Consider the following 11,962-nt stretch of genomic DNA (forward strand, 5'->3'; position numbering starts at 1 on the left):
GCTTAGGCCTTCTCGCCAGCGCGCGCACGGCGATGAAAATGCGGTAGCCACTGCAACGCATATTCCGTCGCCTGTGCCTGAACCTGACAACGTCCTCCGAAGAACCGGTGTTCATGACTGAAGACGTAGCATTCATTATTTGCCTGAAATGCCCAAGCGAAACAAATCGTACCTGCAGGGATGCCATCGACATCGTCCGGCCCGAGAATTCCGGTAGTCGCGATTGCGGCATTCGCGGTGCTATCTCGCAAGGCCCCCCTAGCCATTTCTCTCGCCACCTCGACGCTCGTCAGGTTGAAGGTTTCGATAGTCTGCGGGCTGACATGGAGTAGGCGCTCTTTAGCCTGGGGCGAGTAAACGACATAACCACATTCAATAAATTCGCCGCTACCCTCTATCTCGGATAACCGCGTGATGATCTTGCCCGCCGTACACGACTCCGCTGTGGTTATCACCAATGCGTTGTTACGCAGGTACTGGACTGTGTCACTGGCGATGGACATAACTTGAATAACCTCAGTGGTAATCGTCTCCGGCGACTGCTCGGAGGTACGCCACGTCCGCTTCTCTTCGCAAGTCGCGCCACTCATCCCAGCTGAGTATACCGAGGCGATCCATTTCATCCGACTGTCGCAGCAGTTCGTCGTGATAGGCGTCTGGGCTATCCATTCGCAATTCACGGTTTTCCAGTGCACGTTGCCAAGCTGCCAAGGCGAGCAATTTGATTTCTTGCGTGAATGTCAGTTGGTTCTTGAAAGCGTTCATTCTGCTTCCCCCGACCATTTTCCAATTGAGCGACCGAATTCGAGTTAGGTTCAAAATGTCTGACGAAAATCAGATACCGGAACGAAAAAGTAGGAGGAGGCGCCTAACCCCGCGAGAATGAACTGCGCTCGTAGACCTAGTGGCGGGTGGCCTGTCAGATCCAGTCTGCTCACTTGTTTTCGTCAAGGTATCGCGTATAAAGAATTGTATGGTTTTTCACCTTGTCGACCCTTTGAGCTAAAACGGGCTTACAGAGGGGGAAGAACTGGCAGCAAACTTCTCAGGGTTTCACCTAGATGAAGCTGATTCCTGTGATAGAGAAGTCCGACGAAAGGTCAAAATGTAATAAAGTATTTCAGGCGCATAGGTTGTCTATTTCATGAATACAACGAGAGATCGCAATCATGAAATTCGCACGTTTCTGCCAAGCGCTTTCCAACTGGGCAGGCAGCTCGAAAACCTTCTTACTGGCCATCGTTCTAATCGGAGTTTGGGCGCTCACGGGCCCATACTTTCACTACAACGATACATGGCAGCTGATCATCAATACGTCAACGACCATCATCACCTTCCTGATGGTTTTTCTTATTCAGAACACGCAAAACCGTGACAACGACATTTTGCATCTCAAAATCGACGAATTGATTCGAGCCACTAAAGACGCACAAAACGCGACGTTGTGCTTGGAGAAGATGGGCTCAAAAGACCTTCGAGAGCTCCGGGATCAGTACAGCTCTCTCGGTGAAAATGATCAGGTCAATCTCGACACAGCCGGCACGAACGAGTTGCTTTCCGTTCAACCATCTCGTCAAGGCAAAACGTCTGAATCCGACCTAGGAGGCGTGCAAAGGTGAAATTCTCCTCCGTTCGCTGCTGATGTCATTGACGTCTTCTGCCTGTGAAAGTCTTTTGTGTGTACCTTGTTGGTCGCGGCGCAATTAGCTCATCTCTGAATGACCGGCGCGATACATCATTCAGCACGTAAGCCCCAGTCAAAAGTTCCACCATCTTATAATCCTCGGGGAGGTGGGCGTTGTGCGATTTGCGCCCGCCATGAGCTTAAATGCCTTGGCCGAGACCTTCCACTGCTCGCCGATAGTTTGCGGTGGCCTTCTCAATCATCCGTCGACGGTCTTCCCGGGTGATAAATCCTTCCTCGCAATACTCCTCAGCGAGGCGAAGTAGCTCGTCGTACTGTTCCGGAGCGCTCATTCGAATCTCAGGGTGTTCCAGGAGCTGATGCCATGTCGTCAACGCGTGCGCTTTTCTGTCTTCATACATGATGAAAATCTCCACAGTGTCAGCAGTAGAGACAAAAGCATTTAGCGCAGCTCAGGCCTGTCGATGAATGGCGGTTCGCCAGTGCTTTCACCGGCATGTTCCTCCCAACTGATCTAGCATCGCGGTTCAAGGGTTGTCGTACAAATAGCTTTGGAATGGGTTCTTCAGCGGGTCGACCTGACTCGATGACCTCGTCCGGTCTGACTTCCCGCTTTCATACGTGCGCACCAGCAAAGTATGTGAAAATGTCTTCGATACCCTCCCTATCGGCTATTATTAAACATCTCCTTTCGAAGTGTTCGCTCGCTGCAGATTGTTGGTTTGCCATGAACAACCATAGCTGACACGCTACCTCTAGAGGTGATCTCCACAACGCGCGACCACGATAGGATTTACGTGATGAACACCGAAAATGATGCGGGCGCAGATCGTCCTCAGCGACAGGATATTCAACCTAGTCATCTGGGCTTTCCGGTAGTAGGAATTGGAGCTTCCGCAGGCGGTTTGCAGGCTGTTCAGCACTTCTTCGAGCATATGCCAGCTGACAGCGGTATGGCGTTTGTAGTGGTCATGCATTTGTCCCCCGATCACCAAAGTAGCGCGGGAAAACTGATCGCGTCTCGTACTAAAATGCCTGTCACCCAGTTGGTTTCTGCTGCGCCCATCGAACGCAACCATGTATATGGAATCTCCCCAGCGCAGCGCCTTTCGATGAACGACGGCTACTTACGTGGTTTGCCACCCGAGCCACGAAATGGACGACACGTAACCATCGACCTCTTCTTTCGTGATCTTGCGGACGCCCACAAAGAACACGCTTTCTGTGTTGTTCTTTCCGGCACGGGATCTGATGGAGCCGTTGGCTTGTCACGTATCAAGGAGCAAGGCGGTGTCACCCTAGCTCAGCATCCAGAGGATGCCGAGTTTGATGGAATGCCGCAGGCGGCGATCAATACTCATAAAGTCGATTTCGTACTACCGGTTGTCGAAATGCCGCAGAAAATTCTGGATGTATGGCACAACGCCCAACGTATTCAACTTCCAAATGCTGCGGATCTCCAGCCAGGCACTCCACCTAAGCTAGACGAACGGGCTGTCGAGCAGGCAGAACAAGCGTTGCTTGATATCCTTACCAAGCTACGCGCCGCTACCGGCCATGACTTCAAGCACTACAAGCGTGCCACAGTTTTGCGCCGTATCGAACGCCGTATGCAGGTGACCACGCAGACTGATTTGCCCGCCTACTATCGCTACATCTGTGAACATGCTGATGAGACCAAGTCTCTGCTCGATGACATGCTCATCGGAGTAACCAATTTCTTCCGCGACCGTGAGTCTTTTGAATCATTGGAACGCGAGGTGATTCCCCAGTTATTCGCTCGTCAAAACGACATCGATAGCGCTCATGAGATTCGAGTCTGGTCGGCGGGTGCATCCACGGGGGAGGAAGCCTATTCACTTGCAATCCTGCTCAATGATTACAAAGCTGAAACGTCGTCTGATTTCAAAATCCAGGTGTTCGCCAGCGATATCGATGACCGTGCCATAAGCACCGGACGTACAGGACTGTACTCTGAAGCAATCATCACTGACGTCTCACCCGCACGCTTGCGGCAATACTTCATCAAAGAAGATGCCAACTATCGCGTCCGCAAGGATATTCGTGAACGAGTGCTCTTCGCCAAGCACAGCTTGTTGGCTGACCCACCTTTTTCTCAGATAGACCTGATCGTTTGCCGGAATCTGCTTATTTATCTAGATCGCGACATTCAGCGCGAAATTTTGCAAATGTTTCATTTTGCGTTGCGTGCAGGTGGATATCTCTTTCTCGGCACCTCTGAATCAGCGGATGCTTGCCCTGAACTTTTCACCACCGTTGACAAGAAGAATCGCATTTTTCGTGCTCGCGGCGGCCCCAATACTCACCGCCTACCTGCCATGCCTCGGGGGGGATATGCGCGCACCATTGCATCGTCTCTACCTAGTGATACACGACCAGTGAAAAAGCCGTCCACGGTCGAAATATATCAGCGGGCTGCAGAGCGCTTTTCCCCACCCAGCATCATCGTCAACAGCGAAGCCGATATTCTCTACATCAGTCAAGGCGCTGGTCGATATCTGCAGCACATGACCGGCGAGGTCAGCAATAATCTCCTATCGCTGGTGAGCGGAGATCTGCGCTTGGAACTACGCACTACCATCTACCAAACTCAACAATCCGGCCAATCCGCTCGGGCCCGCCCGATCAATCATAAACGCGACGGGCAGCATTACCAGGTGCAGGTCGAGGTACACCCGTTCACTGATGCTGAAACAGAGCTGAACTGTCTTTACATCTCGTTCACCGAGGAACAAATAGACGCACAAAACGTCAGTTCCAACGCATCCGTACAGTCTGAAAATCAAATGCTTTCTAATCTGGATCGGGAGTTGCAACGTACCAAGCTGCAACTTCAGGACGTTATTTAGCAGTCGGAGGTCTCGAGCGAAGAGCTGAAGGCCTCCAACGAGGAAATGCAGGCAATCAATGAAGAGCTTCGTTCAGCATCTGAAGAACTCGAAACCAGCAAGGAAGAGTTGCAGTCGATCAACGAAGAGCTCCTCACTGTAAACCACGAATTGAAGATCAAGGTTGAGGAAACAGACCAGGTCAACGACTACCTGAGCAACCTGATCAGTTCCACCGACATTGCCACTGTTTTCGTTGATAGAGAGCTGCGAATCAAATGGTTCACCCCTCGAGCAACGGATATTTTTAGCATGCTGGCGGTAGACGCCGGTCGGCCCTTGTTGGATATCACTCATCGCCTCAAATACGACGGAATGGCCGAGGATGCGATGTCAGTATTCGAGACTCTCAAGGGCATCGAACGCGAAGTCGCGAGTTCCGATGACCGCTGGTACATCGTGCGAATCTTGCCCTATCGTTCCAATGTGGATCAGATAGGCGGTATCGTTCTGACTTTCATTGATATCACCTCACGGCGCGAGGCTGAGCAAGAGCTTCGTTTGAGTGAGGAGCGAATGCGTCTGGTCACAGAAAGCACCCATGACTACGCGATCATCGTGCTTAATGAAGAGGGCTTCATCACTGACTGGAATGACGGGGCGAGGAACACTTTTGGCTTCAGCCGTGACGAGGCGGAGGGTCAGCATTTTCGCTTCATCTTTTCCGCCGAGGATCAGCGCGCAGGAATACCAGAAATGGAGTTGGAAACGGCCCGTACTAAAGGTCGTAGTGACGATGAGCGCTGGCACGCACGCAAGGATGGTAGCAAGTTTTATTGCAGCGGCGAGGTCACGGCATTGGCGAGCAAAGGCTTCCAAGGCTTTGTCAAAATCGCGCGCGATCTGACTGACCATATCAAGTTGCACGAAGAGCAACAGCGGAACCTTACGGCATCCCTAAATTCTAGCCAGCAAAAAGACCAGTTCTTTGCGGTCATGTCGCATGAACTCAAACATCCGCTGAACCTCATTCAACTAAACGCTCAATTGGCTCGTCGGCTTCCTGTGTCAAAGAAAGACCCGACGCTACAAAAAGCGATCACCACCATCACTGATGCGGTAGCCAGCCAAGCACGCATCATCGATGACCTGATGGACGTTGCGCGGGTACGCAATGGAAAGCTGCAGTTGCAATGCAAACCACTGGATCTCGTGATGGTACTCAATGAAATTCAACAAGTCGTGCTGAAAGCAGAATCCGGCTGCAAGATTCACTTCAAGACACCGGAACAAAGTCTATTCATCGATGCAGATCAGACCCGGATTGAACAGATCATTTGGAACCTGATCAGTAACGCCATCAAGTTCACCCCTGCTGAAGGTACAGTGCAAGTTGTCACGACGAAGCTGGAGCAAGCTGTACGTATCGAAGTGATCGACACTGGGCCGGGTATCGAGAAGGATCAATTGGAACGTATCTTCGAAATGTTCGGACAGGCCGACCATCGCCCTTCGGGCCAGCATCGAGGTGGCTTGGGAATTGGCTTAGCACTGGTCGAACAACTGGTTGAGAGCCACCATGGCAAGATACAGGCGTATTCTGAGGGCGCGGGTAAGGGTTCGCGGTTTACCGTAGAACTGCCGCTGACTGAACCACCCCATCAACATGCCAGCAATGACGCCGAGAACGACGAAGGTCAGTTGGCTGAGATTCGTGTCCTTCTCGTCGATGATTCGCCTGAGGTACTGGAAGCACTTCAGCTACTGCTTGAATTAGAGGACGCGGAGGTTCTTGCATTCGACCATCCTTCCAAAGCCTTGGAAATCGCGCAAACGCAACGCTCCGATGTAATTATTTCAGACATCGGACTGCCGCTTATGGATGGTCATGAGCTACTTGCTGCGCTACGTAAGTTTCCGGATTACGCAGCCGTGCCGGCAATAGCTCTGACAGGCTACGGTGCGGCGGAGGGGGCTCAGTACCAAGGGGAAGGCCGTTTTGATGCGTCTCTCGGGAAACCGGTAGCCGTTGAGGATTTGACAACGTTGATTTGCGAATTGGTTACTGCGGCTGGTCAACGATCCTAACTCTGGCGAGAGAGCAGGATGCAAAATTGCACATGCTCTCGCAGTTTCGCTAGGCTCCCGAACAGAACACTAAGGGAAGATACCTGTGGCATCGTCTAGTTTTGAAGCAAACGTAGCTGCAGCTGACGCTCTTACATTGCTTCTGCATAACCAGCATGCAATATGCACAGCAATTGAGGAGGCCACCAAATGGCTTTCGGAAAACGGTGCGGGGAATTCTGCGGTCAACGCAGTGACAGCAATGGAAACGCTGGACAAAAATGCTCAAGGAATCACTGAGGACTTTACCGGCTACGCCAATCATAGGTTATCAACTCATACTGAACACCATCATCAACAGCTCTATTGGCGCTCTCGGATCTTACTGCTCGCTTTTAAGCATTAACTGAGATCGAGTCGATAGAGCCCATTGTTCTTCTTATATGGCGGGCCGTCCCTGACCCGCTTGCATCAAAGAGCCCTGGAAGGAATGTCCGGCTTTTAGCGTGGATCCTGCTGTTTATCCATCACCGCATTATCCGTCTCCTCCCGCACACGCTCAGGGTCAAGCCCGACGTCGTCATCATCAAGCGGGCGCTCACCTTCGTTATCCGGCAGTTCGTCAATCCCCTCTTCCTTCATTGGATCAACTTCGGTGCGGCCTGGGCTCAATGGATCACGTGATGTAGGGATAGGGTCATCTTGACCAATCCCTCCTTGCAGCTTTGGATCGCTATTCATACACACCTCTCAGCACCCTCAATGGTGGGGGCATGTAGCTTGGAGAGGGATCGTATTTCGAGTGTTCGATTTATTGGCTTACCGACCGTCACTTTCCTGCCACTCAGCCTTTCAGTCATCTCGATGGAACATTGCGCCAAGTCGCATCCTCTATCGCAACACCAGCGAATCTGAGGGCTTCATCATGATCGACCCAGCAACCGGTATGAAGGCGGGCGAGCGCTACATCGTAGAAAGTCTTGAACGCACACGACATTTCCCAGGCTTCTTCCTGGACGGGAAATATTACCTTGGCCCCGAATTGATGACGGCCATTGGTTGGCTGGAAGGACAGCAGTTTTATTACGATGAGCTTGATCCCACGGGTGAGCCGGTTTTCCCCAATCGACTTGCCGGCACGGTCGAAGACCTCACCCTCATTCTCGCAGACGGTGCGCGTTTACCCTTAAACGAAATGCCCTACGAAGCAGAGATCGATTCCTCTGACGTTCCAATCAGTCGTAATCCGTCGTCATCGGGTCATCGCCCTGCTCCGACAAGCGATCAACACGGAGCTGAGGGCGTCCGGATGTCAGGTAAACATCCCTATCCAATACTCCTAGCGGCGGGCGCTGCGCTATTACTGGGAATACTGTTTGGGGTCAAACAGGCCAAACGCCTTCCTATTCGAAAGCTGAGGTAGTCGTCCTCCGTGAATTCCCTAGAGAAGCGCCCTTGGAAAGATCGGCGGTGAGAAAATGCATCCTGTGACCCCTGACGGTCGTTACTTCGTTGTCAAAGGGCAGCTGTGGCGCTGTTCAAACCCGTCATTGGAAGAGGACGTGCGCCAGCGTCTTGTCGATGAGCTCATGGCAGCTCGACGCGAGGTGAAGAGAGCAAAGGATTCGGAAGACGAATCGCAGATGAAGCGCGCTCGGGAAAAGGTACAACTCGCCAAAGTAGCACTTGGTGAGCGGGGCCCTGTTTGGTGGGAAGATGGCAGTCCCGACCTCAACATGCATCGGGTCACAACTTCCCTTTATGCTGGATGGTTCAGCTCGCTCCGTAAATGTGATTGACGCCTAGGTCAAGTTAGATAGGCGCCGCCACGTCTTATTGCTTCGGCAATGGCTTGTTCAAATCTCAGCACATCTTCTGGATGAACAGATAAGGTGACCGACTCCAGCGGTAAGCCCAACGCAACGTCGAGCTGATGTGGCTGACCGGACGTTTGATGCCCGATTTCAAGACCATCGCCAACTTCCGAAAAGACAACAGCAAGGCCATCCGAGGCGTCTGCCGCCAATTCGTGGGGCTGTGCCAGCAGCTGGGATTGTTCGGAGAAAATCTGGTCGCCATCGACGGCAGTAAATTCAAGGCCGTCAACAACCGCGACCGCAATTTCACCAGCGCCAAGCTGAAGCGGCGGATGGAAGAAATTGAATCGAGTATCAATCGGTACCTGACTGCGCTCGACGAAGCCGATCGGCAAGAACCCTCGGTCGCTCAGCCCAAGGCTGGTCGTCTGCAAGAGAAAATCGACAAGCTCAAAGCTCAGATGAAAGAGTTACAGATCATTGAAACTCAGCTCAACGAATCACCGGATAAACAGGTATCACTGACCGATCCAGACGCCCGTTCCATGATGACTCGCGGCACTGGAATCGTCGGTTACAACGTGCAGACAGCGGTCGATACCCAGCACCATTTGATCGTTGCACATGAGGTTACCAACGTCGGTTCCGACCGCGATCAATTCAGCTCGATGGCCAAGCAGGCCCGCGAGGCTCTGGCGTCAGAAACGTTGTCGGTAGTGGCTGATCGAGGTTACTTCAAAAGCGAAGAGATCCTGGCTTGTCACGATGCAGGCATCACTGCCTATGTGCCCAAGCCGATGACCTCTGGAGCCAAAGCGGACGGGCGTTTCAATAACGATGCTTTCATCTACCACGCGGCAAAAAACGAATACATTTGCCCGGCGGGAGAAGCACTGATCTGGCGCTATACCAACGTTGAAAAAGGCCTGACGTTGCACCGTTACTGGAGTTCGAAATGCAGGGGCTGCGCAATGAAACCGCAGTGCACCCGAGCACGGAACGGCGGGTTCGACGCTGGGAGCATGAAGCCATACTGGAGGAAATGCAGAACAGACTGAGCAACGCGCCGGACATGATGCGAGTCCGCAAGCGTACGGTCGAGCATCCCTTCGGGACACTCAAACAATGGATGGGCGCCACGCATTTCCTGACACGAAAGCTGAACGGAGTAAGTGCGGAGATGAGTTTGAACGTCCTCGCCTACAACTTGAAGCGGGTCATGAAAATTCTCGGTACCAGCGGTTTAATGAAGGCGCTGTCGGCCTGAAGAGGTCGTTATTTTGACCACCCGCCAAGGTAGAAGCAGCGCTGGGGGCTTCCAGGCCCTAGTGATGATCCGCAGGACTTGTTGCGAGCTATTACTCAGCTAACAACCGTCGGCGCTGCGCGCCGACAGTGCATCAGCGCGTTTTTACACACTCTGGAACAAAAGCTGCCGTTGGTGGAATGCATATATCGGCCAGCTGCAAGTCGAAACCGGTAGAAATAGACCAGGCATAGGTCTTAAAACGCGTATCAACGTCATGGGTTATTACCGCCAATGCATTTTTGACCCTTGTGCTGGCGCTGTTTTGATCCAACCCAGCAGTCTCAACCAACTGACGAATAGTTGCCCCGGCGTGCTTCCTCTGTTTGATGTGGAGCTTGACTGCTCGGATGCGGTGTTTGTACGAATACATGAACTGCCTCCAGATAGTCCAAGATTTCTACCGTCCTCCAACACACGCTCCATCGGCGCGTTGACGGCCTATCTCAACACGATCGAGCCGGGGCGGTGCACAAGCAACGGGCTACTTGGCGGCGCTGGCTACTTTTGCAGCGGCGCCCCAGACGGGCCGCTGCACGAACTATCGATCTCTTTGAGCAGCGTGTCGTTCTGAAAAACTTCCAAATGCACTTGGCAGGTTGCGCCCTCAGGCATACTCAGGCTTACGCCGTTGGACGAAACACCGCTCTGAACTTCACCCTGCTGACTGATACCGGCGCTTCCGTTCGAGCTGCTCTGGCGCACTGTCATTCGATACTGAAGTGACAGGGGTGTGGGGTTCTCGATGTGCGGACGGATCATTACAATTCCTGCGTTACGTTGCATTTCGATCGACACGGCCAACTGGGAGAAGTCCATCAAGGGGTCTACCTCTGCGTCGCGTTGGCGCTCATATTGTTGCCATACTGGGTGATCGAGACCGTGCCGCCGAACCCGGACTGGCTCACTGTCGCCTGGTTAGCTTGCCCGTATTGGCCGACAAACGCCTGATTGTACGCACCGTTCTGGACGACGCTGACCAGATTATAAGCGCCTTGCTGCACCACGCCTGCCTGGTTGTAGCCACCAGACTGGTTAATCTCCAGACCGTTGTTCAATCCTGACTGCTGTGCAGAAGTCGAGTTGCTAACCCCGCCTTGGTTGATCGCCGCGTGATTGAGATGTCCCACCTGACTTTGAACCAGGCGCTGTGCTCCACCACTCTGATCGACTCGTGTGTTGTTGTTCGAGCCGATCTGCGAAATGGTGGCGACGCTGTTGCCCACGGTTATGCCGGCGTAACGCGTCTCGGGCATAAGGTCTGCGGCCTGACATAGACCGCTGATGGCGGACAGCGCGGCGGCCAAATACCAGTTTCGATTATTTTTGAGTGCCATTGTTGTCTCCGTTTGGAAGCAGTTCTCTATCGGTTGCGGCAATCGGCAAGGTGGTCATTAGTTCGTCGTAGCTTTGCAGATAGCTTTGAAGCAACGGTTTGTTGAGATCGTCCGGGTTTTTCAGATTCCAGCTACCGTCGCGGACGCCTTGGGCAATCATGTGAATCAGTGCGGTTTCAATCGCTTCGCGCACGCATTGCTGAACGGGCTCGTTGCGCGACAGCCCTGTTTCGACTTCCAGCAGGTGCTTGAGTGAGACAAAACGGAAAATGCCGAAATCGACCTGAATCGAAAACACTGTCTTGGTCGTCGTAATGCTCTGAATGATGTCGCCGGTTCGGATGTCGACCGCCCTCAGGTTGACGGTCACCTGGTCTTGCCGGTACAGCTCCGATGGCCCGACCCCTAGATAACGAACGCCAATGCCGCCTGTTCTGACGTTGCTTTCATAGGCGACGACGGCGCCTTCAATCAGCATGTTGGCCGGCCGTAATGCCGGCAACTGAACTTGGGCCTTATCTTGCGGCTGCTCCAGCGCACGGATGATTTTGCGTTCGGTCAGCAGGTCTTGCAGGTTTTCGCGCTCGACAGGCTGGAACCAGCGCGAATCGCGCAGCGCGGTGATCAAGAGCGATGCTGCCCCTTGGGTGACCGAGGTTGAAAACGAGCTGTCAGGGGACGGTTTGTACTGACCGGTCTGGTCTCGCAAGCTGTACACCGCGACGCTGATAGGGCCCGCAGGGGCTGGCAGGTGTGTCAAATCACGCAGGCTCTGTGTAGGCGGTGCCAGCGTAGCCTGGGATATGGTCGACGCCGGGCGGGACGTGACGCAACCAGCGAGAAGCGATGCAGCAAATACAATCAACGATAGCGAACGGACGCGCATACGGGCTCTCTTCCTGCAAATAAACCCCGCCGGAAAACCGGCGGGGTAAAACATC

The 11,962-nt window shown here is 53.1% G+C and carries 10 protein-coding genes and 4 pseudogenes; 6 read left to right on the forward strand and 8 right to left on the reverse strand.

Features of this window, described 5'->3' with window-relative positions:
• Window positions 1-2: 2 nt before the first annotated feature.
• The gene (locus AAEZ09_RS17470) at window positions 3-503 is read right to left on the reverse strand and encodes a CinA family protein (RefSeq protein ID WP_225571054.1); all 501 of its coding nucleotides are present in this window, start codon (window positions 501-503) and stop codon (window positions 3-5) included.
• A gap of 13 nt (window positions 504-516) precedes the next feature.
• Window positions 517-765, reverse strand: coding sequence for a hypothetical protein (locus AAEZ09_RS17475; protein WP_225571055.1), 249 nt, complete (start codon window positions 763-765; stop codon window positions 517-519).
• 404 nt (window positions 766-1,169) lie between these two features.
• On the opposite strand from AAEZ09_RS17475, the gene AAEZ09_RS17480 reads away from it, so the two are divergent.
• Window positions 1,170-1,619, forward strand: a complete 450-nt coding sequence (locus AAEZ09_RS17480) for a low affinity iron permease family protein (protein WP_225571056.1) — start codon at window positions 1,170-1,172, stop codon at window positions 1,617-1,619.
• Window positions 1,620-1,824: 205 nt separating this feature from the next.
• Here AAEZ09_RS17480 and AAEZ09_RS17485 read toward each other — a convergent pair whose 3' ends face one another.
• Window positions 1,825-2,046, reverse strand: coding sequence for a hypothetical protein (locus AAEZ09_RS17485; RefSeq protein ID WP_225571057.1), 222 nt, complete (start codon window positions 2,044-2,046; stop codon window positions 1,825-1,827).
• A gap of 399 nt (window positions 2,047-2,445) precedes the next feature.
• Between AAEZ09_RS17485 and AAEZ09_RS17490 the strand changes: the two are divergent.
• Together AAEZ09_RS17490 and AAEZ09_RS17495 are read left to right on the forward strand one after the other, a co-directional pair.
• Window positions 2,446-6,582: pseudogene (locus AAEZ09_RS17490) on the forward strand (CheR family methyltransferase).
• A gap of 85 nt (window positions 6,583-6,667) precedes the next feature.
• Window positions 6,668-6,888 (forward strand): annotated as a pseudogene (locus AAEZ09_RS17495) (hypothetical protein).
• Window positions 6,889-7,062: 174 nt separating this feature from the next.
• On the opposite strand, the gene AAEZ09_RS17500 reads toward AAEZ09_RS17495, so the two are convergent.
• The gene (locus AAEZ09_RS17500) at window positions 7,063-7,302 is read right to left on the reverse strand and encodes a hypothetical protein (RefSeq protein WP_225571058.1); all 240 of its coding nucleotides are present in this window, start codon (window positions 7,300-7,302) and stop codon (window positions 7,063-7,065) included.
• Between the two features lie 184 nt (window positions 7,303-7,486).
• Here AAEZ09_RS17500 and AAEZ09_RS17505 point away from each other — a divergent pair.
• From AAEZ09_RS17505 to AAEZ09_RS17515, 3 genes and pseudogenes are all read left to right on the forward strand, one after another.
• Window positions 7,487-7,745 (forward strand): annotated as a pseudogene (locus AAEZ09_RS17505) (short chain dehydrogenase); the annotation flags it as partial.
• A 294-nt stretch (window positions 7,746-8,039) separates the two neighbouring features.
• Entirely contained in the window at window positions 8,040-8,360 is a 321-nt protein-coding gene (locus AAEZ09_RS17510; protein WP_225571059.1) for a hypothetical protein, read from the forward strand.
• Window positions 8,361-8,473: 113 nt separating this feature from the next.
• Window positions 8,474-9,645, forward strand: a pseudogene (locus AAEZ09_RS17515) (IS1182 family transposase); the annotation flags it as partial.
• 133 nt (window positions 9,646-9,778) lie between these two features.
• Here the strand turns inward: AAEZ09_RS17515 and AAEZ09_RS17520 are convergent.
• From AAEZ09_RS17520 to AAEZ09_RS17535, 4 genes are all read right to left on the reverse strand, one after another.
• Complete coding sequence (locus AAEZ09_RS17520; protein WP_225571085.1) at window positions 9,779-10,057, reverse strand: hypothetical protein; 279 nt, start codon at window positions 10,055-10,057, stop codon at window positions 9,779-9,781.
• 128 nt (window positions 10,058-10,185) lie between these two features.
• The gene (csgH, locus tag AAEZ09_RS17525; RefSeq protein ID WP_225571060.1) at window positions 10,186-10,503 is read right to left on the reverse strand and encodes a curli-like amyloid fiber formation chaperone CsgH; all 318 of its coding nucleotides are present in this window, start codon (window positions 10,501-10,503) and stop codon (window positions 10,186-10,188) included.
• Between the two features lie 8 nt (window positions 10,504-10,511).
• On the reverse strand, window positions 10,512-11,021 hold the full coding sequence (locus AAEZ09_RS17530; protein WP_225571061.1) for a curlin-associated protein: 510 nt from the start codon (window positions 11,019-11,021) through the stop codon (window positions 10,512-10,514).
• Window positions 11,005-11,907, reverse strand: coding sequence for a CsgG/HfaB family protein (locus AAEZ09_RS17535; RefSeq protein WP_350600193.1), 903 nt, complete (start codon window positions 11,905-11,907; stop codon window positions 11,005-11,007). Before AAEZ09_RS17535 ends, AAEZ09_RS17530 begins: the two co-directional genes overlap by 17 nt.
• Window positions 11,908-11,962: the final 55 nt, after the last annotated feature.

This window comes from Pseudomonas sp. 65/3-MNA-CIBAN-0223, assembly GCF_040310425.1.
Taxonomy (GTDB): domain Bacteria; phylum Pseudomonadota; class Gammaproteobacteria; order Pseudomonadales; family Pseudomonadaceae; genus Aquipseudomonas; species Aquipseudomonas gregormendelii.

Excerpts from the sequence above, each read along its gene's own strand:
- AAEZ09_RS17470 (WP_225571054.1), bottom strand. The coding sequence starts at position 503 with ATGTCCATCGCCAGTGACACAGTCCAGTACCTGCGTAACAACGCATTG.
- AAEZ09_RS17475 (WP_225571055.1), bottom strand. The coding sequence starts at position 765 with ATGAACGCTTTCAAGAACCAACTGACATTCACGCAAGAAATCAAATTG.
- AAEZ09_RS17480 (WP_225571056.1), top strand. The coding sequence starts at position 1,170 with ATGAAATTCGCACGTTTCTGCCAAGCGCTTTCCAACTGGGCAGGCAGC.
- AAEZ09_RS17485 (WP_225571057.1), bottom strand. The coding sequence starts at position 2,046 with ATGTATGAAGACAGAAAAGCGCACGCGTTGACGACATGGCATCAGCTC.
- AAEZ09_RS17500 (WP_225571058.1), bottom strand. The coding sequence starts at position 7,302 with ATGAATAGCGATCCAAAGCTGCAAGGAGGGATTGGTCAAGATGACCCT.
- AAEZ09_RS17510 (WP_225571059.1), top strand. The coding sequence starts at position 8,040 with ATGCATCCTGTGACCCCTGACGGTCGTTACTTCGTTGTCAAAGGGCAG.
- AAEZ09_RS17520 (WP_225571085.1), bottom strand. The coding sequence starts at position 10,057 with ATGTATTCGTACAAACACCGCATCCGAGCAGTCAAGCTCCACATCAAA.
- csgH (WP_225571060.1), bottom strand. The coding sequence starts at position 10,503 with ATGGACTTCTCCCAGTTGGCCGTGTCGATCGAAATGCAACGTAACGCA.
- AAEZ09_RS17530 (WP_225571061.1), bottom strand. The coding sequence starts at position 11,021 with ATGGCACTCAAAAATAATCGAAACTGGTATTTGGCCGCCGCGCTGTCC.
- AAEZ09_RS17535 (WP_350600193.1), bottom strand. The coding sequence starts at position 11,907 with ATGCGCGTCCGTTCGCTATCGTTGATTGTATTTGCTGCATCGCTTCTC.